Origin of the sequence: Pseudomonas sp. AG1028 (assembly GCF_007993955.1) — a bacterium.
Classification (GTDB): Bacteria; Pseudomonadota; Gammaproteobacteria; order Pseudomonadales; family Pseudomonadaceae; genus Aquipseudomonas; species Aquipseudomonas straminea.
On sequence record NZ_VIVP01000011.1, the window covers coordinates 92,215 to 113,470 of the forward strand.

The window sequence follows — 21,256 nt, forward strand, 5'->3', positions numbered from 1 at the left end:
TCGATTACCCTTAGGTATACGCCGGCTTTACGCGCGCAGCAGCTTCATGCCGCGCAGTTTTACGGCTTTTTTACGCGCAGGCGCGCTTCTTTACGCCAACCTTGCACGACGCCATGATCTGCCCACGCCCCGCACCGGAATTGCGCATGACCACCGCCGCCGATCGCCCCACCCGCCGCACGCCAGCCCCGCCACGCGATTACCTGCTGGCCGCCCTCGCTGCCGGGCTCGGCTGCCTGTTGGCGCTGGCCGTCTCACGCTGGCTGGACTTGCCGAACATATCCTTGGTGTTTCTCGCCGTGGTGCTGGTGGTGGCGGTGCGCAGCAGTGTCGGCCCGGCTCTGCTGTGCGCGCTGCTTTCTTTCGCCGCGTACGGGTTCTGCTTCCTGCCACCGACCTGGTCGGTGGTGGTGCACCGCGAGCAGGACGTGCTGACTCTGCTGTTCTTCCTGCTCATCGCCCTGCTCACCGGCAACCTCGCCGCCCGCCAGCGCCAGCAGTTCCGAGACCTGCAGGTAGCCCAGCGGCAGACCGAAAGCCTGCTGGGCTTCGCCGGCAGGCTGTCCAGCGCCCAGGACCAGCGCGACCTGCTGGCCGCCATGCTCAGCCAGCTGGACCTGCCAGCCGAGCGCCTGTGCCTGCTCAGCCGCGATGCCCAGGGCAACTGGTACCAGGCAGATGGCAGCCGGCTGGCGCTCAGCGAGCTGGAGCGCATCAGCGCCGAGCACGCCTGGCAGAGCCGTCATCCGCGCGGTTACGACAGCCACAGCCTGACCCATCCGCACTGGTGGTGGTGGCCATTGATGGACAACGATCAGCCACTGGCGCTACTGGGCATGCGCACAGCCCAGGGCGATCCACCGGCTGGTGAGCAGCGCCAGCTGATCGACGTTTTGCTGCCGCTGCTGGCCCACGCCCTGGCCCGCGTGCAACTGGTCGAGACCCTCGGCCATACGCGCCTGCAGCACGAAACCGAGCGCCTGCGCAGCGCCCTGCTCGCCTCGGTGTCCCACGATCTGCGCACGCCGCTGACCGCCATGCGCGGCAATATCGAAACCCTGCAACTGTTCATCGACAGCCTGGATACCGCGACCCGCGACGACCTGCTGCAAAGCACCGCCAGCGAAGCCTCGCGCCTGGACCGCTACATCCAGAACCTGCTGGACATGACCCGCCTGGGCCATGGCGGCCTGCACCTGGAGCGCGACTGGGTAGCCGCCAGCGACCTGCTCGCTGCCGCTCTGCAGCGCCTGCAACCGGTGCTGCAGCACCTGCAGGTGCGTATGGACGTACCCGCCAACCTGCCGCTGCTGTGGGTACAGGGCGCACTGATCGAACAGGCGCTGGTCAACGTGCTGGACAACGCCGCGCGCTTCTCGCCGCCCGGCGGCGTCATCGACATCCGCCTGAGCCATGACGGCGAGACGTTCAGCTTCGCCATCGCCGATCAGGGACCGGGGATTCCCGCCGACGAACAGGCGCAGATCTTCGACCTTTTCTACACCGCAGCCCGCGGCGATCGCGGCGGCCAGGGCACCGGCCTCGGCCTGGCGATCTGCCTGGGCATGCTCAACGCCCACGGCGGCACGGCGCGGGTCGAATCGACGCCCGGCCAGGGCACTACCCTGATCCTGCAACTGCCCTTGCAAGCTCCTGACGAGAACCCGGCATGACTGAAGCGCGCATCCTCCTGGTCGACGACGAAGCGGCGATCCGCAAGTTCCTGCGCATCGGCCTGCAGGCCCAGGGCTACCAGGTACTGGAGGCCGACTGCGGGGAGGCGGCCCTGCGCCTAGCGGCCCTGGAGCAACCCGACCTGGTGGTGCTCGACCTCGGCCTGCCCGACCTGGACGGCCAGCAAGTGCTGACCCGCCTGCGCGAATGGTCTGCCGTGCCGGTGCTGGTGCTGTCGGTGCGCGCCGGCGAAAAGGACAAGGTGCAAGCCCTGGACAACGGCGCCAACGACTACGTCAGCAAGCCCTTTGGCGTGCAGGAGTTTCTCGCCCGGGTGCGCGCTCTGCTGCGCAGCCGGCCGACCAGCGAAAAGCCCGCCGCCGCCCTGGCCAGCGGCCCGCTGCGGGTCGACTTCGCCTTCCGCCGTGTGACCCTGGATGATCAGGAAATCAGCCTGACGCGCAAGGAATACGCGGTACTCGAAGCCCTCGCCCGCCACCCCGGCATGGTCGTCACCCAGCAGCAATTGCTGCGCGACATCTGGGGCCCGACCCACACCGAGCACAGCCATTACCTGCGCATCGTCATCGCTCACCTGCGCCAGAAGCTTGGCGATGACCCGGCGGCGCCGCGGCTGATCATTACCGAAGCAGGTGTCGGCTACCGGCTGATCGCCTGAGCGCCTGTTCATGATCTTTCAGCTCAGATTCGTCGATTTTGGCAGCTGAGTAGCGGGAATGGCCGTTCGGCCACTTTGCCTTTTTGGTGCTTTTCACGCCAAAAAATTAGCAGGCGACACCAATCGCCCCTTCAGGATGCCGAACGGAATCGTTGTGGAGAGGGTTGAGCGGCATGGATGCCGAGAGAGACGCGATGGGCCAGGGATGGCCCTTCGTGGGGGGCCGCCTAGGTCGTGCCCTCGGAACAATGATGGAGTGAGGGAACCACAGCGAAGCTGGGGCCGTATGTCGGTGCTAGACCTTTTGGTTTCTTTTGGCGGGGCCGGCCATCCGGGCGATGCCAAAAGAAACCCGCTCGTCAGCACGGAACCGAACGTATGAGCAACGCGATAATGCTGGCAAACCATAGCTCACGCATCGCATATGAGGCGTAAAGAGCTCGCGGCTAAAGCCGCTCCTACGCAACCGCCGAGTGGCCACTTTTACCTTGCAGTTGCCGCTTCATGCGCATAGAGATCGTGAACAGGCCCCGAGAAACCTGAGCGCGCCGACAACTCCCCGCGCTCTGTTAGACTCCGGCAAAACCCCTCGCCGGAGAACACGATGCCCAAGGTCGGAATGCAGCCGATCCGCCGCTCCCAGCTGATTGCGGCAACCCTGGAAGCCGTCGACCAGGTTGGCATGAGCGATGCCAGCATCGCCTACATCGCGCGAATTGCCGGCGTATCGAACGGTATCATCAGCCATTATTTCCAGGACAAGAACGGCCTGCTCGAAGCGACCATGCGTCACCTCATGCAGGCGCTACGCGAGGCGGTGCATGCACGCTACCGGCTGCTGCGCGAAGACACTCCAAGGGCACGGCTGCGCGCCATCATCGACGGCAACTTCGACGAAACCCAGGTCAGCGGCCCGGCGATGAAAACCTGGCTGGCGTTCTGGGCCAGCAGCATGCACCAACCGGCCCTGCGCCGCCTGCAGCGGGTCAACGACCAGCGACTGTATTCCAACCTGTGCGGCCAGTTCCGCCGCGCCCTGCCGCAAGCACAAGCCCGCGCCGCCGCCCGCGGCCTGGCAGCGCTGATCGACGGCCTGTGGCTGCGCGGCGCCCTGACCGGCGAGAACTTCGACACCCGCCAGGCCGCGCAGATCGCTTACGACTATCTTGATCTGCAGCTCGCCAAAGCCGAGTAAAACCAGCCGCCTTCCCTTAGGATGGCTCGGGCAGCTTAGGTGCAACCCATGCCCCCGATGGGTTGCACCCAGCCTACAAATCCGAGGCGTATGTGGGAGCGCGCCATGCGCGCGAATCGCGGGCACGGCCCGCTCCCACAATATTGATGACATCCTTCGACACTTGATCGATTCACCTAAGCTGCTCGATCCATCCCACAAATCTTCCCCAGTCCTTCCGTAGGATGGGTGAAACCCATCACACCTTGATGGGTTTCACCTACGCAGCCCGATCCGTCTATATTTTGATTCGCATGTGGAAGCGTAATTGCAAGCCTGGTCCGCTCCTTCAGCAATCATTCGCCTGCCCCTTGGAAACACCTGAAGCCCTGCACTCATGCGTTCCTGGCACGTTTTCGGTCGTCTTCAGGATTTTTATTGATTGATCGATCAATAAAAATAAAGTAGGCTGTTTTTTAACCAAATCGGCTGACATCCCTTTTCATCTCGTTCAGTCGATCCATTCGCCAAGGCGCCAAGTGCGTCTTGCCCCGATCAGGAGACGCCCCATGGCCCGATTCGCAGATCAGCAGCTCTACATTGGCGGCCAGTACGTCGACGCCAGCAGCGGTACCACCTTTCAAAGCATCAACCCGGCCAACGGCGAGGTGCTGGCCAACGTGCAGCGCGCCAGCCAGGACGACGTCGAACGCGCCGTGGCCAGTGCCGAACGAGGCCAGAAGGTGTGGGCGGCGATGACCGCCATGCAGCGCTCGCGCATCCTGCGCCGCGCTGTGGACATCCTGCGTGAACGCAACGATGAGCTGGCCGAGCTGGAGACGCTCGATACCGGCAAGCCGCTGTCGGAAACCCGCTACGTCGATATCGTCACTGGCGCCGACGTGCTGGAGTACTACGCCGGCCTGATACCGGCCATCGAGGGTGAACAAATCCCGCTGCGCGACACCAGCTTCGTCTACACCCGCCGCGAGCCGCTGGGCGTGGTCGCCGGCATCGGTGCCTGGAACTACCCGATCCAGATCGCCCTGTGGAAATCCGCGCCGGCCCTGGCTGCCGGCAACGCGATGATCTTCAAGCCCAGCGAAGTCACCTCGCTGACCGCCCTGAAGCTCGCCGAGATTTACACCGAGGCCGGCGTGCCGGACGGCGTGTTCAACGTGCTGACCGGCCTGGGCGCCGAGGTCGGCCAGTGGCTGACCGAGCATCCGCGCATCGAGAAAATTTCCTTCACCGGCGGCACCGTGACCGGCAAGAAGGTCATGGCCAGCGCGTCCAGCTCATCGCTCAAGGAAGTGACCATGGAGCTGGGCGGCAAGTCGCCGCTGATCATCTGCGAAGACGCCGACCTCGACCGCGCCGCGGACATCGCCATGATGGCCAACTTCTACAGCACCGGTCAGGTGTGCACCAACGGCACCCGGGTGTTCGTGCCCCGCGCCCTGCAGGCGCGCTTCGAGAGCAAGATCGTCGAGCGGGTCAAACGTATCCGCCTGGGCAACCCCCAGGACGACAACACCAATTTCGGCCCACTGGTCAGCTTCGCCCACATGGAGCGCGTGCTGGGCTACATCGAGCAAGGCCGCCAGCAGGGCGCGCGTCTGCTGATCGGTGGCGAGCGCGTCACCGACGGCGACTACGCCAACGGCGCCTACGTGGCACCCACGGTGTTCACCGACTGCCGTGACGACATGACCATTACCCGCGAGGAAATCTTCGGCCCGGTGATGAGCATCCTCGTCTACGACAGCGAAGACGAAGTGATCCGCCGCGCCAACGACACCACCTACGGCCTGGCCGCCGGCATCGTGACCCGCGACCTGAACCGCGCGCACCGGGTTATCCACAAGCTGGAAGCGGGCATCTGCTGGATCAACACCTGGGGCGAGTCGGCGGCCGAGATGCCGGTCGGCGGCTACAAGCAATCCGGCGTGGGCCGCGAGAACGGCCTGACCACCCTGGCCCATTACACCCGCATCAAGTCCGTGCAGGTCGAGTTGGGCGATTACGCCTCGGTGTTCTGACCGCCAGCACAGCGTGGGAGCGAGCGGGCAGCGCATCGCTTCAGCCGAAAAAGCATCGCGGATGAATCCGCTCCCACAAGAAAGTCGCAGCCCCCTAGCCCGGATGCCATCCGGCAACAGTCACCGTGTTCTCCCGGACCACATCCGGGTAACAGGAGGAGCCATGACCCAGGAATTCGATTACATCATCATTGGCGCCGGCTCGGCCGGTAACGTGCTGGCGACCCGCCTGAGCGAAGATGCGGATGTCAGCGTACTGCTGCTCGAAGCCGGTGGCCCCGACTACCGCCTCGATTTCCGCACCCAGATGCCGGCCGCCCTGGCGTTTCCCCTGCAAGGCCGCCGCTACAACTGGGCCTATGAAACCGACCCGGAGCCGCACATGGGCAATCGCCGCATGGAGTGCGGGCGCGGCAAGGGCCTGGGCGGCTCGTCGCTGATCAACGGCATGTGCTACATCCGCGGTAACGCCATGGACTTCGACAACTGGGCCAAGCAGCCGGGTCTTGAAGACTGGAGCTACCTGGATTGCCTGCCGTATTTCCGCAAAGCGGAAACCCGTGACATAGGCGCCAACGACTACCACGGCGACAGCGGCCCGGTCAGCGTGACCACGCCCAAGGCCGACAACAACCCGCTGTTCCACGCTATGGTCGAGGCCGGCGTGCAGGCCGGCTACCCGCGTACCGATGACCTCAACGGCTATCAGCAGGAAGGCTTCGGCCCGATGGACCGCACCGTGACGCCCGAAGGCCGTCGCGCCAGCACCGCCCGCGGTTATCTGGACCAGGCCCGCGAGCGACCGAACCTGACCATCGTCACGCATGCCACTACCGACCGCATCCTGTTCGAAGGCAAGCGCGCCAACGGCGTCGCTTACCTGATCGGCAATGCGAACGAGGCGACCACCGCCCATGCACGCCGCGAAGTGCTGCTGTGCGCCGGCGCCATCGCCTCGCCGCAGATTCTGCAGCGTTCCGGTGTTGGCCCGGGTGAGCTGCTGCGTGGTCTGGATATCGACGTGGTGCACGAGCTGCCGGGCGTCGGCCAGAACCTGCAGGACCACCTCGAGGTTTACGTGCAGTACGCCTGCACCCAGCCGGTGTCGCTGTACCCTGCGCTGAAGATGCTCAATCAGCCCGGCATCGGTGCAAAATGGCTATTCGCCGGCGAAGGCGTTGGCGCCAGCAACCAGTTCGAGGCCGGCGGTTTCATTCGCTCGCGCCCGGAATTCGAGTGGCCGAACCTGCAGTATCACTTTCTGCCGGTGGCGATCAATTACAACGGCAGCAACGCGGTGAAGGAACATGGCTTCCAGGCTCATGTTGGCTCCATGCGCTCGCCGAGCCGTGGCCGCGTGCACTTGAAATCCAAGGACCCGCGCCAGCACCCGAGCATCCTGTTCAACTACATGAGCAGTGAGCAGGACTGGCAGGAGTTTCGCGACGCCGTTCGTATCACTCGCGAGATCATGGCGCAGCCTGCCCTCGACCCCTATCGAGGCCGCGAGATCAGCCCGGGTGCTGATGTGCAAACCGATGAGCAACTGGATGCCTTTATCCGCGAGCATGCGGAAACCGCGTTCCATCCGTCCTGCTCTTGCAAGATGGGCACCGACGACATGGCAGTGGTCGACGGCCAGGGCCGCGTGCACGGCATCCAAGGGTTGCGCGTGGTGGATGCGTCGATCATGCCGGAGATCATCACCGGCAATCTCAACGCTACCACCATCATGATCGCCGAGAAGATCGTCGACCGTATCCGTGGCTGTGAGGCGCTGCCACGCAGCACCGCGCCTTACTACGTGGCCAATGGCGCGCCGGTACGCGGCACGCCACAGCGACTGGTCGAGGAGATGCGTTCGGCCTCGTGAGGCGACTCGCACACCTGTGCCTGATCGGGGCACGGGTGTGTCTGTTTGTTGCGACATTCGCCGCCAAGTTGGGTCACACTGTTCCAACCACCGCAGATCGCCGATCGCCATGACTTTGCTCGACGCCCGCACTGCCCGCCTGCTGCCCTGGATCGTCGCCATCGCCTTTTTCATGCAGACGCTGGACGGCACCATCCTCAACACCGCCCTGCCGAGCATGGCGGCGGATCTGTCCGAAGATCCGCTGCGCATGCAGTCGGTGATCATCGCCTACATGCTCACCGTGGCGCTGCTGATTCCCGCCTCCGGCTGGCTGGCCGATCGTTTCGGTACGCGGCACATCTTCTTTGGCGCCATCGCCCTGTTCAGCCTCGGCTCGCTGCTGTGCGCGGTCTCGCAGTCGCTGACCATGCTGGTGATCGCGCGCATCATCCAGGGCCTGGGCGGTGCGCTGATGATGCCGGTGGGGCGCCTGGTGGTGCTGCGCGCCTACCCGCGTACCGAGCTGGTACGCATCATGAGTTTCATCACCCTGCCCGGCCTGCTAGGCCCACTGATCGGCCCGACCCTGGGTGGCTGGCTGGTGGAATACGCTAGCTGGCACTGGATCTTCTTGCTCAATCTGCCGGTAGGCGCCCTGGGTTGCTGGGCTGCCTACCGTTTCATGCCGGAGCTGCGCGGCAGCGAGCGTACCCGTTTCGATCTGATCGGCTTCCTGCTGTTCGGCGCCAGCATGCTGTTGATCACCATGGCACTGGAAGGCCTGGGCGAGCTGCACCTGCCGCACATGCGCGTGGTGCTTCTGCTGCTCGGCGGTCTGGCGTGCCTGGCGGCCTACTGGCTGCGCGCCGCGCGCACGCCCAACGCACTGTTCCCGCCGCGGCTGTTCAATACCCGCAGCTTCGCGGTGGGCATCTTCGGCAATATCTTCGCGCGCCTGGGTACCGGCGCCCTGCCGTTCCTCACTCCGCTGCTGTTGCAGCTGGGCATGGGCTACTCGCCGGCCCAGGCGGGCATGAGCATGATTCCCCTGGCGCTGGCCGCCATGGCGATGAAGCCGTTGGCCAAGCCGTTGATCGACCGCCTCGGCTACCGACGCATCCTGACCTTCAACACCGTACTGCTGGGCCTGCTGATCACCAGCATGGCGCTGGTCGACGGCGAGACTTCGCATGTGCAACTGGCCATCCAGCTGAGCCTGATCGGCGCCTTCAACTCGCTGCAGTTCACCGCCATGAACACCGTGACCCTGATCGATGTGCCCGATAGCGAGGCCAGCAGCGGTAACGGCCTGCTGTCGGTGGTGGTACAGCTGTCGATCAGCATGGGTATCGCCACCGGCGCCGCGCTGCTCAGCGGCTTCAGCCTGGACAACCCGGATGCGGCCGGCGGCGTGCTCAGCGCCTTCAAGTCGACCTACCTGTGCATCGGCCTGTTGACCATCCTGGCGGCCGGCATCTTCCTGCAGCTGGCACCAGAAGGCGGGCGCAGCGCCAGACGGGTGAAGGTAGACGTCGACGAATGACGAGCAGTCGGCAGGCCATGGCGTGGCGCCTGTTACACTAGCGCTCTTTTCGAACGCTCTTCAGGCCCGTACCGTGACCGCCACCGCTTTCTCCTCGCTTGCCCTGTCGCCCGCCATGCTGGCGAACCTCGAGTCCCTCGGTTACGCGCAGATGACGCCCATCCAGGCGCAGAGCCTGCCAGTGATGCTCAAGGGCATGGACCTGATCGCCCAGGCCAAGACCGGTAGCGGCAAGACCGCGGCCTTCGGCATCGGCCTGCTGGCGCCGCTCAATCCGCGCTACTTCGGCTGCCAGGCGCTGGTGCTGTGCCCGACCCGAGAGCTGGCCGACCAGGTCGCCAAGGAATTGCGCCGCCTGGCGCGCAGCGAGGACAACATCAAGATTCTCACCCTGTGTGGTGGTGTGCCCATGGGCCCACAAATCGGCTCCCTGGAGCATGGCGCGCAGATCATCGTCGGCACCCCGGGTCGTGTGCAGCAACACCTGGCCAAAGGTACTCTGACGCTGGATGGCCTCAACACCCTGGTGCTCGACGAAGCCGACCGCATGCTCGACATGGGCTTCTACGACAGCATCGCCGAGATCATCGGCCAGACCCCTGAGCGCCGCCAGACCCTGCTGTTCTCGGCCACCTACCCGGCCGGTATCAAGCAGCTATCGGCGACCTTCATGCGCAACCCACAGCAGGTCAAGGTCGAGGCGCTGCACGACGACAGCCAGATCGAACAGCGCTTCTACGAAATCGCCCCGGAAGACCGCCTGGACGCCGTGGTCAAGCTGCTCAACTGCTTCCGCCCGACCTCCTGCGTGGCCTTCTGCTTCACCAAACAGCAGTGCCAGGAGGTGGTCGACCATCTCACCGCCAAGGGCATCTCCGCCGCCGCCCTGCATGGCGACCTGGAGCAACGTGACCGCGACCAGGTGCTGGCGATGTTCGCCAACCGCAGCCTGTCGGTACTGGTCGCCACCGACGTGGCCGCCCGCGGCCTGGATATCGACGCCCTGGACATGGTGATCAACGTCGAACTGGCGCGCGATTCGGAAATTCATATCCACCGCGTAGGTCGTACTGGCCGTGCCGGCGAGAAAGGCCTGGCGGTGAGCCTGGTCGCCCCGGCCGAAGGTCATCGCGCCCAAGCCATCGAGAACCTGCAGAAATCGCCGCTGAACTGGCACCCGCTGAGCAGCCTGAAACACCAGGGCGGCGCGCCATTGCAGCCGCTGATGATGACGCTGTGCATCGGCGCCGGGCGCAAGGACAAGCTGCGCCCCGGCGATATTCTCGGTGCCCTGACCGGCGAAGGTGGCATCCCTGGCGCGAAGGTCGGCAAGATCGCCATCTTCGACTTCCAGGCCTATGTCGCCGTTGAACGCAGCCTGGCCGTGCAAGCGCTCAAATGTCTCAGCGAAGGCAAGATAAAAGGTCGCTCGCTACGCGTGCGCACGCTCTAGACTCAAGCTATCGGCAGAGCGGGTATAGGGGGGCTCCGTGCGCAATATTCTGGTCATCGAAGACAGCCCGCTGGTGCTCAAGATCCTCGAGCACCTGTTTCGCCACGAGCCGAACCTGCAACCAGTGTTCTGCGCCTCCCTCGCTGAAGCCGAGATGATGCTCGAAGCCTCGGCCGAACTGTTCTTCGCCGCCATCGTCGACCTGCACCTGCCCGATGCACCGGATGGCGAAAGCGTCGACCTGGTGATGCGCTACGGTTTGCCCTGCATCGTGCTCAGCGGCTCGTACAACGAGAAGCGCCGCGACGAGCTCCTGCTCAAGGGCGTGGTCGACTACGTGCTCAAGGAAAGCCAGCACTCCTACGAGTATGCGTTCCGGCTACTGCATCGCCTGGAGAGCAACAGCCACGTGAAAATCCTGGTCGCCGAGGACTCCGAGGCCACCCGCAACTTCATCCGCCACGTGCTGGTGCCGCACCGCTACCAGATCATCGACGCCCACGACGGCGATGAAGCCCTGCGCATTCTCAAGGAGCAGCCGGATGTCGACATGCTGGTGGTCGACCACAGCATGCCGGGCATCAGCGGCTTCGAGCTGGTCAAGCTGCTGCGCCAGAAGATGAAGCGCAACGACCTGGTGATCCTCGGCCTGTCCGCCGACACCAAGGGCTCGCTGAGCGCCATGTTCATCAAGCACGGCGCCGATGACTTCCTGCGCAAGCCGTTCTGCCCCGAAGAGCTGACCTGCCGGGTGATGTTCACCCTGGAGCGCCGCGACATGCTGCGCGCCCTGAAAAAGGCCGCACAGTACGACGCCCTGACCGGTCTGAACAACCGCCGCGCCTTCTACGAGCAAGGCATCCAGCAGTTCCAGCAGGCGCAGCGCAGCGGCCACAACCTGAGCGTGGCGATGCTGGACATGGACCTGTTCAAGCAGATCAACGATGAATACGGCCACGCGGCCGGCGATGCCGCGCTGATCGGCTTCAGTCGGGCGTTTCGGGCGGCCTTTCCGGACACGCTGCTCGGCCGCCTGGGCGGCGAAGAGTTCGCCATGGTCAGTCCGCAGGATGGCGAGTCATTGCGCCTGGCGCTCGATGAACTGCGCGAACAATGCCGGCAGGTGAAATACGCCGCCAGCGCGCCGCCGCTGTCATTCAGCGCCGGCATCTACCATGGCGCACCCGAAGACTTGGAAAGCCTGCTGCACCTGGCGGACCAGCAGCTCTACCAGGCCAAGCGCCAGGGCCGCGGGCGCACCGTCTGGCAGTGACCGCTCACTGCAAGCCGTAGCGCGCCATGATCGCCGCATAGCTGCCGTCCGCCTGCATGGCGGCGATGGCGGCATCGAAACGGCGAGCGATCTCGGCATGCTCGCCGTGAGTCAGGCGAATGAGAATGTGCAGGCCGTTCTCGCTCAGCGGCATCGGCAGAAACTCGAGGTCGTCGGCTATGTCGCGCAGCGCGTTGTTGTACAGAAAGCGCGCCACGTACTCATCCTCCAGCGCCAGCTCCACCCGGCCGTGGTGCACCATCTGCGCGGCACTCTCGAAGCTGCTGACCTCGACCGTCTGCAACTGGTCGTCGGCCATGAACGCCGGCGAGTAGGCATAGCCGCGGCGCACGGCAATCTCGTGGGCATGCAGGTCGGCGAGCTGATTGAAGATGACGCCGCCGCCCTTGCGCTGTACCACACGAATACGGTTGACCAGATAAGGCGCCGAGAAATGACCGAAGCCCTCGCGCTCCCGGCTGTACCAGGCGGTGATCAGCACATCGTAGTCGCCACGTTGCAGGCCCAGCACGGCACGCTGCCAGGGCACTTCACGGTAGTCGCTGGCGTAGCCGGCACGCGTGAGTGCGGTGCTTACCAGCTCCACCGCCAAACCGCCGCCGGGTAGGCGCTGATCGGTGAACGGCGGCCAACTGTCGGCGACCAGACGCAGAGGCTGCGCATTGGCAACCCACGGCAACAACACCAGCGACAGCAACCAGACACGCCCGATTTTCAATTGGTGGCAAGCCCTGCAGGGTGGACGGGAAGGAAGCCGCGAAAGAACACGGCAATAAGGCTGATAGACAAGATAGCGGCAAATCGCCAGCCCGGCTCGCGATTGACGCTTATCTGCTAGACCTGAATCGCGCAGCCACGGTTCGAAGAATCCTGCCAGCCGGACGCGCGGCCAGGCTGGCCTCCACAGCGTCCGCATGCCTTCAGGTAAACTGCGCCGTTTCGCGCCGGCCCAGCCACGCCGGCGCCCCAGCGTATGAGGAACATGCCGTGCTTTCACCCCAGGTTGTCATCATCGGTGCCGGCGCCGCCGGACTGATGTGCGCGATGACCGCCGCAGCTCGCGGGCGGCGCGTGCTGCTGCTCGACCACGCCAACAAGGCCGGCAAGAAGATCCTGATGTCCGGCGGCGGGCGCTGCAACTTCACCAATATGTACTGCGAGCCCGGCAACTTTCTGTCGCACAACCCGCATTTCTGCAAATCCGCCCTGGCGCGCTTCACCCAGTGGGATTTCATCGCTCTGGTCGCCAAGCACGGCGTGCCCTACCACGAGAAGAAGCTCGGCCAGCTGTTCTGCGATAACAAATCCAGCGACATCCTCGCCATGCTACTCGATGAATGCGCGCAGACCGGCGTCGACCTGCGTCTGGACACGTCGGTGACCGCCATCGAGCGCGCCGAAAATGGCTACCGGCTAACCACCAGCCTCGGCGCGGTCGCCTGCCAATCCCTGGTGATCGCCACTGGCGGGCTGTCGATCCCGACCCTGGGCGCCACGGGCTTCGGTTACCAGATTGCTCGCCAGTTCGGCCACGAACTGCTGCCGACCCGCGCCGGCCTGGTTCCCTTCACGCTTACCGACCCGCAATTGAAGAGCCTGTGCACGGAGCTGTCGGGCACTTCGGTGGAAGATTGCCGGGTCAGCTGCAACGGCCAGAGTTTCGTGGAGAACATTCTGTTCACCCACCGCGGCCTCAGCGGCCCGGCGATCCTGCAGATTTCCTCCTACTGGCAGCCCGGCGACACGGTGAGCATCGACCTGCTGCCGCATATCGACCTGCCCGAATGGCTGCAGACCCAGCAGCGCGAGCGGCCCAACAGCGAACTGAAAACCCTGCTGGGCGAGCTGTTCACCAAGAAGATGGCCGGCCTCTTGGCCGAACACTGGTTCGCCTCCAAGCCGATGAAGCAATACACCCCGGCGGAGCTGAAGGCGATCGCCGAACGTCTCTCGGACTGGCAGCTGGTGCCGGCCGGCACCGAGGGCTACCGCACGGCGGAAGTCACCCTGGGCGGCGTCGACACCCGCGAGGTGTCGTCCAAGACCATGGAGTCGCTGAAGTCACCGGGACTCTACTTCGTCGGCGAGGTGCTGGACGTCACCGGCCATCTGGGCGGCTTCAATTTCCAGTGGGCCTGGGCCTCGGGCTACGCCGCCGCACAATACGTATAGCCGGCAGTCGCTCATAAAAAACGCGCCCAAGGGCGCGTTTTTTCTTAGCAGAGCAGGTCAGGCATCGACATGACCGGCCTGCGCCTCACCCGCATAGGACACCGCCGCAGTGAACACCACGTCGGTGTGGGAGTTGAGCGCCGTTTCGAAGGAATCCTGCACCACGCCGATGACGAAGCCGATGGCGACTACCTGCATGGCGATCTCGGTGTCGATGCCGAACAGACTGGTGGCCATCGGGATCAGCAGCAACGAGCCACCGGCCACACCGGATACGCCCGCCGCCGCCAGGGACGACACCACGCACAGCAGCAGCGCGGTCGGCAGGTCGACGTTGATGCCCAGAGTGTGAGTAGTCGCCAGGGCCATCACGGAGATGGTGATCGCCGCGCCGGCCATGTTGATGGTCGCGCCCAGCGGGATGGTGATCGAGTAGGTGTCCTTGTCCAGCTTGAGCTTCTCGCACAGGCGCAGGTTGACCGGAATGTTGGCCGCCGAGCTGCGAGTGAAGAAGGCCGTCACCGCGCTTTCGCGCAACACGGTGAACAGCAGCGGGTATGGGTTGCGGCGCATCTTCAGGTAGGCCAGCAGCGGGTTGATGACCAGGGTCACGACCAGCATGCAGCCGATCATCACCATCAGCAGTCGCGCGTAGCCGTACAGCGCATCGAAACCGGACTGGGCCAGGGTGCTGGACACCAGGCCGAAGATGCCGATCGGGGCCTGGTTGATGACGAAGCGCACCACCTGGGTAAAGGCGCCCGACAGGTCATGCAGCATGGTGCGGGTGCTTGGCGCAGCATTACGCAGGAACAGACCCAGTGCGATCGCCCAGGCGAGGATGGCAATGTAGTTGGAGGTGTTGAGCGCCTGGATCGGGCCAACGAAGATGCTGGTCAGCAGATTGTGCAGCACGTCGATGATGCTGCCCGGCGGGTTGCCTTCGGCCGCGCCGACATCCAGCGACAGCATGGTGGGAAACAGGAAGCTGGCGCACACTGCCAGGGCCGCGGCGCTGAAGGTGCTGATCAGGTACATCAGCAGCACCGGGCGAATGTGGGTCGGCTGGCCGCTCTGATGGGCCGCCAGGGAGGAAGTCACCAGCACCAGCACCAACACCGGTGCAACGGCCTTCAGGGCCAGGACGAACAGCTCGCCGAGCAGGCCGACCTTGAGGGCCGCATCAGGGGCGAAGTAGGCGAGCAGAATGCCGAGCACCAGGCCGATGAAGATGCGTAGCACCAGGCTGGTGTTCGAGTAGGCGGAAGCAATGCGTTTTAAGGTATTCATGTTATAGACGCTGTCCAGAATTCGAGGCTTGGTTGCATTGGGGACAGGTCAGCAAGGGCATGGGCCGCGCCAACCGGGCAGGTCACTCCAAAACAACCGGCGATTATATGAGCCTGCTAACGATCTAGCGAGCTAGAGCGACAGAAGACAAGAACGAATGCAGGCCGAACGCAGCGCGCTCGGCTTCACGAGCTGCGGATAGGGCAGCCCGGGTTCGTTGTTGACGTGGCAGAGCCGAGGCGAGCGGGCTCAAGGAGAGGGACTGGAATCAGCGCCATCAGGATGGCTTGAATGGTCATGCAGGTGGATCTCGCTTGTTATTGTTGTGGAACGGGTGAAGCAGGATGCGCGACCTTCAGGCCGCGCATCCGGTAGCTTGCGCAGGCGCTCGGCTCAGCACTCGACGATATTCACCGCCAGGCCGCCACGGGCGGTTTCCTTGTACTTGGTCAGCATGTCGGCGCCGGTTTCGCGCATGGTCTTGATCACCTTGTCCAGGCTCACGTAGTGCGAACCATCGCCATACAGCGCCATGCGCGCGGCGTTGATGGCCTTTACCGAAGCGATGGCGTTGCGCTCGATGCAGGGAATCTGCACCAGGCCGCCGACCGGGTCGCAGGTCAGGCCCAGGTGGTGCTCCATGCCGATCTCCGCGGCGTTCTCGACCTGCTCGGGGGTACCGCCGAGTACCGCGCACAGCGCACCGGCGGCCATTGAACAGGCCACGCCGACCTCACCCTGGCAGCCGACTTCTGCGCCACTGATCGAGGCGTTTTCCTTGTAGAGGATGCCGATGGCGCCAGCGGTGAGCAGAAAATCGATGACGCCGCGCTCGTTGGCACCGGAAATCGCGTTGGCGTAGTAATGCAGCACGGCGGGGATGATGCCGGCGGCGCCGTTGGTGGGCGCGGTCACCACGCGGCCACCCGCTGCGTTTTCTTCGTTCACCGCCAGGGCCCAGAGGTTGACCCAGTCGAGCATGCGCAGCGGATCTTCGGTGTAGCTGCGCTGGAAGCCGCCCAGCTTGCGCGCCAGGATCGCCGCACGGCGACGCACCTTGAAGCCGCCGGGCAGAATGCCTTCGGTACGGCAGCCGCGCTCGACGCAGCCCTGCATCACCTTCCAGATCCCCAGCAGACCGTTGTCGATTTCTTCATCGGTGCGCCAGTGGCGCTCGTTGCGGCGCATGATCTCGGCGATGCCCACGCCATGCTCGCGGCTCAGACGCAGCAGGTCGGCACCAGTGCGAAACGGCAGCGGCAGCGTAGTGGCGTCCGGCGCGATGACCTTGTGCTTGGAGCCGTCGGCGAGCACCGCCTCGCTGACCACGAAACCGCCGCCTACCGAGTAATAGGTGGCCTCGTGCACCTGCAGCCCGGCCTCATCGAAGGCGGCGAAGCGCAGGCCGTTGGCGTGCAACGGCAGCGCCTTGCGGATCATCTTGAGGTCGGTCTTCTCGTTGAAAGCGACCGAATGACCACCAGGCAAGGTGATGCGCTTATCGGTGCGAATGGCATCGATATAGCCAGGAACCTGCTCGACATCCACGGTATCCGGCTCATAGCCGCTAAGGCCGAGCAGTACCGCCTTGTCACTGCCATGGCCCTTGCCAGTGGCGCCCAGCGAGCCGTACAGCTCGGCGACCACGCGCACCACATTGGGCATGTGGCCCTGGTTTTCCAATGCATGGGTGAACAGGGCGGCCGCACGCATCGGGCCAACGGTGTGTGAACTCGATGGGCCGATGCCCACTTTGAACAGGTCGAATACGCTGACGGCCATGGCTGTATTTTTCTTCTGTGAGTTGAGACGGATACCCGGTTACGTACCGTCGACAGGAAAAATCTAAGACTGCCATTCCATTATGTATACTGATTTATTCTTACTATATTGATTAGTAATTCTTACCTTTCAGGTATCACCCATGGATCTGATCCGCCTGCGCACCCTTCGCGAACTGGCCCGTTGCGGCACCATGGCGGCGACAGCCGAGTTTCTGCATCTGACGCCCTCGGCGGTGTCCCAGCAGGTCGCCCAGCTGGAACGTGAGGCCGATGTGGCGTTGATTGAGCGGCGTGGCCGCGGCGTGGCGCTCACGCCCGCCGGTACCCGGCTGGTGGCCCACGTGGAGCGGATTCTGGTGATTCTCGACGAGGCGCGCTCGGAACTGGCGCAGCTGCGCAGCGAGATCGCCGGTGAGCTGCGCGTTGCCGCCTTCCCGTCCATCGCCGTGGCGCTGGTCGCGCCCATCGTGCACAACCTGCGCCAGGCCTACCCGCGCCTGGAAGTGGTGGTCGCCGACCTGGAGCCTCAGGAAAGCCTCAGCGCCCTGAGCGCCTGGCAGATCGACGTGGCGGTGGTCGATGACCTGGCCGGCGCCAGCAAGGCGCGCCAGGAACATTACGAACTGATTCCGCTGACCGAGGACCGCCTGCATGTGCTGCTGCCGACCAACCACCCGCTGGCTTCGCGCACCACGCTGACCATTGCCGACCTGCAAGATGAAGCCTGGGCGCTGGACTCCACCAACAGCTCGTTCGGCGAATTCATCGCCAACCTGTGCCGCCGCTCGGGCTTCACGCCGCGCATCAACGCCCACTGTGCGGGCTTCGAAATGGTCGCGGCGATGGTCGCCTCGGGCAATTCGATTTCGGTGGTTTCCGGCCTGCGCCTGCTCAGGCCGGTGGAAGGCGTCACAGCCGTGCGCCTGGCACCGGCGATCCAGCGCAAGATCTTTCTGGCCTACCGCAAGGGCGAGCGCGCGCATCCGGCTGTGACCGTATTTCTCGACGAGGCGATAAGCACGGCGGGCGTGCTGGAAGGTTACCAGCGTGAGGAAGGCGAAAACGGGTCAGGCCAAGCCTGACCCGTCAGCCTCAAAAGCGAAACACTTCGGCGTCGATACGAATCGGCTCGGCCACCGGCATCTTCGGCGGTTCCTGCCGTGCAGCCGGCACCGGCGCCTTGCGACGCGGTTCTTCGGCGGCAATCGGATTGCTGCCGCTGTTCTTCACCGCAGTGGCCAACTGGTCGACCAGTTGCTGCACTACAGCGCTTTGGGCACGCACCTGATCGGCGATCGGACCCTTGTGCTTCTCTTCCAGGTGCACCAGGCGGGTGTCGAGCAACTGCCCGTCACGGCCGACCAGGCGCCATTGACCTTCGAGCACCGCCGGTTGGCGCGGGCCGGAATCCAGGCGGGTAATGGACAGCAGCACCTGCACCTGGGCCTTGTAGTTGGGGTTGTCCGAGGCCAGCACCAGGCGCTGGCTGTTGATGCGGTTGGACAGCTGGCGCAGCACCTGACGATCCAGGTCCGTGGCCAGACTGCCGGCCCAGCGCGAGGTCATCGCGGGGCTCAGGCTGCCGTCATCCTGGCGTTGCAGCAGAGCTTCACGCTGCAGGTAATCGGCCACGGTAATCGGGCCCAGCAATACGCTCATGCCATCCTTGTCCGCCGTCTTGGTGGCCGCCGGGCCGCCGTCGAGCTGATAGAGGGATACGGGCATCAGGTGCGAACAGCCGGTCAGCATCAGCAGACCGGTGAGAAGCAGGGTGAGAGGAAGCCGCTTAGCAATCATCAATGTCTTCCAGCTGGCAGCGGGGCCAGCGATCGTGGCAGGTGAACATGCCAATACAAAAATAGGTGAATCACCACGCCGGCTTACGCCTGCGCGGTGCAAATAATCCCTGTACACATGCAATGCGCCTGCCACCCGACGACTTGAATAAAGGATGGCAGATGGCCCACCGTCCGGCGGGCATGCGAGGGGCGGTATCATCCGATAAACCGCCCGCGAACTCCAGCCCCAGGCCATTGGCCAGCAGGGTTACTCGACCAACAGGCCGTCCACACGCTGGAAACCACGCGGCAATTTGTTGCCGCGCCGGCCGCGCTCGCCCTTGTAGTGCTCGAGGTCATCGGCCTTCAAGGACAGCGTACGCTTGCCAGCTTGCAATACAAGAGTGGCGCCCGCCGGCAGCACCGCCAGGTCGGTGAGGTACTCCTCGCGGCTGGCCACGCGGTCACCGGGAATGCCGATGATCTTGTTGCCCTTGCCCTTGCCCAGTTGCGGCAGGTCGGCGACCTTGAACAGCAACAGGCGGCCTTCGGTGGTCACCGCCGCCAGCCAGTCTTCCTCGCGGTTATTCAGCGGCCGTGGCGGCACCACGCGCGCACCATTGGGCAAACTGAGCAGCGCCTTGCCGGCCTTGTTCTTGGCCTGCAGGTCCTCGCCCTTGACCACGAAACCGTAGCCGGCATCGGAGGCGATCACGTACAGCGCCTCATCATCGGGCAGCAGCACGCACTCAAAGGAGGCGCCCGGCGGCGGTGTCAGACGGCCGGTCAGCGGCTCGCCCTGGCCACGGGCCGACGGCAGCGAATGGGCGGCCAGCGAGTAACTGCGCCCGGTGGAATCGATGAACACCGCGTACTGGTTCGAGCGCCCGGGCGCCGCGGCCTTGAAGCCGTCGCCAGCCTTGTAGGACAGGCCGGTGGCGTCGATATCATGGCCCTTGGCGCAGCGCACCCAGCCCTTTTCGGAAATCACCACGGTGACCGGCTCGGTCGGCATCAGCTCGGTTTCCGACAGGGCGCGGGCTTCGGCGCGGGCGACGATCGGCGAACGGCGGTCGTCGCCGTACTTCTCGGCGTCCTCGAGAATTTCCTTGCGTACCAGCTTCTTCAGCTTGGCTTCGCTGCCCAGCAAGGCCAGCAGCTTGTCGCGCTCCTTCAGCAGCTCGTCCTGCTCGCTGCGCAGCTTCATCTCTTCCAAACGCGCCAGCTGACGCAGACGGGTGTCGAGGATGTAGTCGGCCTGGATCTCGCTCAGTTCGAAACGCTCGATCAGGCGCGCCTTGGGATGCTCCTCGGTACGGATGATGTGGATCACTTCGTCGAGATTGAGGAAGGCGACCAGCAAGCCTTCCAACAGGTGCAGGCGCTTCTCGACCTTGTCCAGACGGAACTGCAGGCGGCGGCGCACGGTGCCCAGGCGGTACTGCAACCATTCGACGAGCATCTGCCGCAGGTTCTTGACCTGAGGCTTGCCATCCAGGCCGATGACGTTGGTGTTGACCCGGTAGCTGGATTCCAGATCGGTAGTGGCGAACAGGTGAGTCATCAGCTCGTCGGCATCGACGCGATTGGAACGCGGGATGATAACGATGCGGCACGGGTTCTCGTGGTCCGACTCGTCGCGCAGGTCGGCGACCATCGGCAGTTTCTTGGCCTGCATCTGGCTGGCGATCTGCTCCAGCACCTTGGAACCGGAGACCTGATGCGGCAGCGCGGTGACCACGATGTCGCCGTCTTCGACGCTGTACACGGCGCGCATGCGCACCGAGCCGCGGCCGGTTTCGTAGATCTTCAGCAGGTCGGCACGCGGCGTGATGACTTCCGCCTCGGTCGGGTAATCCGGACCCTGTACGTGTTCGCACAGCTGTTCGACCGTGGCGTTGGGCTCGTCGATCAGGCGCACGCAAGCGGCGGCCACTTCGCGCAGGTTGTGCGGAGGTACGTCGGTGGCCATGCCCACGGCGATGCCGGTGGTGCCGTTGAGCAGCAGGTTGGGAAGCCGTGCCGGCAGGGTCGCCGGCTCGTTCAGGGTGCCGTCGAAGTTCGGCACCCAGTCCACGGTGCCCTGGCCCAGCTCGCTGAGCAGCACCTCGGAATAGCGCGACAGGCGCGCCTCGGTGTAGCGCATGGCGGCGAAGGACTTGGGATCGTCCGGCGCACCCCAGTTGCCCTGACCGTCGACCAGGGTATAGCGGTAGCTGAACGGCTGCGCCATCAGCACCATGGCTTCGTAGCAGGCGCTGTCGCCGTGGGGGTGGAACTTGCCGAGCACGTCGCCGACGGTACGCGCCGACTTCTTGTGCTTGGCGTCGGCGTCCAGGCCCAGTTCGCTCATGGCATAGACGATACGGCGCTGCACGGGCTTCAGACCGTCGCCGATATGCGGCAGCGCGCGATCCATGATCACGTACATGGAGTAATTGAGATAAGCCTGCTCGGTGAAGTCGGCAAGGGAACGGCGTTCGACGCCGTCCAGGCTCAGATCGAGGGTTTCGCTCAT

Annotated in this window: 15 protein-coding genes; 10 read left to right on the plus strand and 5 right to left on the minus strand. The window is 64.5% G+C overall.

Translation table 11 applies throughout. The features are described 5' to 3' along the window. Positions 1-146 precede the first annotated feature (146 nt). The 8 genes from FB481_RS18700 (at position 147) to FB481_RS18735 (ending at position 11,693) form a co-directional block, all read left to right on the plus strand. Positions 147-1,673 carry an ATP-binding protein gene (locus tag FB481_RS18700; protein ID WP_147177328.1) on the plus strand — a complete coding sequence of 509 codons (1,527 nt, stop codon included), beginning with the start codon at positions 147-149 and terminating at the stop codon, positions 1,671-1,673. Beyond that, complete coding sequence (locus FB481_RS18705; RefSeq protein WP_013793214.1) at positions 1,670-2,353, plus strand: response regulator; 684 nt, start codon at positions 1,670-1,672, stop codon at positions 2,351-2,353. The genes FB481_RS18700 and FB481_RS18705 overlap by 4 nt, the downstream gene beginning before the upstream one ends. Positions 2,354-2,957: 604 nt before the next feature. Continuing rightward, entirely contained in the window at positions 2,958-3,548 is a 591-nt protein-coding gene (betI, locus tag FB481_RS18710) for a transcriptional regulator BetI (RefSeq protein WP_093506383.1), read from the plus strand. 548 nt (positions 3,549-4,096) lie between these two features. Beyond that, on the plus strand, positions 4,097-5,569 hold the full coding sequence (gene betB, locus FB481_RS18715) for a betaine-aldehyde dehydrogenase (protein WP_093506380.1): 1,473 nt from the start codon (positions 4,097-4,099) through the stop codon (positions 5,567-5,569). Positions 5,570-5,732: 163 nt separating this feature from the next. Continuing rightward, positions 5,733-7,442 (plus strand): choline dehydrogenase, encoded by a 1,710-nt coding sequence (betA, locus tag FB481_RS18720; protein ID WP_147177329.1) that lies wholly within the window; start codon positions 5,733-5,735, stop codon positions 7,440-7,442. A gap of 109 nt (positions 7,443-7,551) precedes the next feature. Then, positions 7,552-8,967, plus strand: a complete 1,416-nt coding sequence (mdtD, locus tag FB481_RS18725) for a multidrug transporter subunit MdtD (RefSeq protein WP_093506375.1) — start codon at positions 7,552-7,554, stop codon at positions 8,965-8,967. 73 nt (positions 8,968-9,040) lie between these two features. Beyond that, positions 9,041-10,420: an ATP-dependent RNA helicase DbpA gene (gene dbpA, locus FB481_RS18730; RefSeq protein ID WP_147177330.1), complete on the plus strand. Its 1,380-nt coding sequence runs from the start codon at positions 9,041-9,043 to the stop codon at positions 10,418-10,420. Positions 10,421-10,457: 37 nt separating this feature from the next. Beyond that, positions 10,458-11,693, plus strand: a complete 1,236-nt coding sequence (locus FB481_RS18735; protein ID WP_093506371.1) for a diguanylate cyclase domain-containing protein — start codon at positions 10,458-10,460, stop codon at positions 11,691-11,693. A gap of 4 nt (positions 11,694-11,697) precedes the next feature. Here the strand turns inward: FB481_RS18735 and FB481_RS18740 are convergent, their stop codons facing one another. Continuing rightward, entirely contained in the window at positions 11,698-12,432 is a 735-nt protein-coding gene (locus FB481_RS18740; protein WP_093506369.1) for an ABC transporter substrate-binding protein, read from the minus strand. A 269-nt stretch (positions 12,433-12,701) separates the two neighbouring features. On the opposite strand from FB481_RS18740, the gene FB481_RS18745 reads away from it, so the two are divergent. Then, complete coding sequence (locus FB481_RS18745; RefSeq protein ID WP_147177331.1) at positions 12,702-13,886, plus strand: NAD(P)/FAD-dependent oxidoreductase; 1,185 nt, start codon at positions 12,702-12,704, stop codon at positions 13,884-13,886. Positions 13,887-13,943: 57 nt separating this feature from the next. On the opposite strand, the gene sstT is transcribed toward FB481_RS18745, so the two are convergent. Both sstT and FB481_RS18755 read right to left on the minus strand, forming a co-directional pair. After that, on the minus strand, positions 13,944-15,176 hold the full coding sequence (gene sstT / locus FB481_RS18750; protein WP_147177332.1) for a serine/threonine transporter SstT: 1,233 nt from the start codon (positions 15,174-15,176) through the stop codon (positions 13,944-13,946). A gap of 393 nt (positions 15,177-15,569) precedes the next feature. Next, positions 15,570-16,958: an L-serine ammonia-lyase gene (locus FB481_RS18755; protein ID WP_093506363.1), complete on the minus strand. Its 1,389-nt coding sequence runs from the start codon at positions 16,956-16,958 to the stop codon at positions 15,570-15,572. Positions 16,959-17,100: 142 nt separating this feature from the next. On the opposite strand from FB481_RS18755, the gene FB481_RS18760 reads away from it, so the two are divergent. Further along, positions 17,101-18,042 (plus strand): LysR family transcriptional regulator, encoded by a 942-nt coding sequence (locus FB481_RS18760; RefSeq protein WP_147177333.1) that lies wholly within the window; start codon positions 17,101-17,103, stop codon positions 18,040-18,042. 10 nt (positions 18,043-18,052) lie between these two features. On the opposite strand, the gene FB481_RS18765 is transcribed toward FB481_RS18760, so the two are convergent. Then, positions 18,053-18,757, minus strand: a complete 705-nt coding sequence (locus FB481_RS18765) for a membrane integrity-associated transporter subunit PqiC (RefSeq protein WP_093506359.1) — start codon at positions 18,755-18,757, stop codon at positions 18,053-18,055. A gap of 249 nt (positions 18,758-19,006) precedes the next feature. After that, complete coding sequence (gene parC, locus FB481_RS18770; RefSeq protein ID WP_093506357.1) at positions 19,007-21,256, minus strand: DNA topoisomerase IV subunit A; 2,250 nt, start codon at positions 21,254-21,256, stop codon at positions 19,007-19,009.

Bases quoted from the DNA above. Each gene is read 5' to 3' on its own strand.
- FB481_RS18705 (WP_013793214.1), top strand. From the start codon at position 1,670: ATGACTGAAGCGCGCATCCTCCTGGTCGACGACGAAGCGGCGATCCGC.
- FB481_RS18760 (WP_147177333.1), top strand. From the start codon at position 17,101: ATGGATCTGATCCGCCTGCGCACCCTTCGCGAACTGGCCCGTTGCGGC.
- betA (WP_147177329.1), top strand. From the start codon at position 5,733: ATGACCCAGGAATTCGATTACATCATCATTGGCGCCGGCTCGGCCGGT.
- FB481_RS18700 (WP_147177328.1), top strand. From the start codon at position 147: ATGACCACCGCCGCCGATCGCCCCACCCGCCGCACGCCAGCCCCGCCA.
- mdtD (WP_093506375.1), top strand. From the start codon at position 7,552: ATGACTTTGCTCGACGCCCGCACTGCCCGCCTGCTGCCCTGGATCGTC.
- parC (WP_093506357.1), bottom strand. From the start codon at position 21,256: ATGAGCGAAACCCTCGATCTGAGCCTGGACGGCGTCGAACGCCGTTCC.
- FB481_RS18755 (WP_093506363.1), bottom strand. From the start codon at position 16,958: ATGGCCGTCAGCGTATTCGACCTGTTCAAAGTGGGCATCGGCCCATCG.
- FB481_RS18765 (WP_093506359.1), bottom strand. From the start codon at position 18,757: ATGATTGCTAAGCGGCTTCCTCTCACCCTGCTTCTCACCGGTCTGCTG.
- sstT (WP_147177332.1), bottom strand. From the start codon at position 15,176: ATGAATACCTTAAAACGCATTGCTTCCGCCTACTCGAACACCAGCCTG.
- betB (WP_093506380.1), top strand. From the start codon at position 4,097: ATGGCCCGATTCGCAGATCAGCAGCTCTACATTGGCGGCCAGTACGTC.
- betI (WP_093506383.1), top strand. From the start codon at position 2,958: ATGCCCAAGGTCGGAATGCAGCCGATCCGCCGCTCCCAGCTGATTGCG.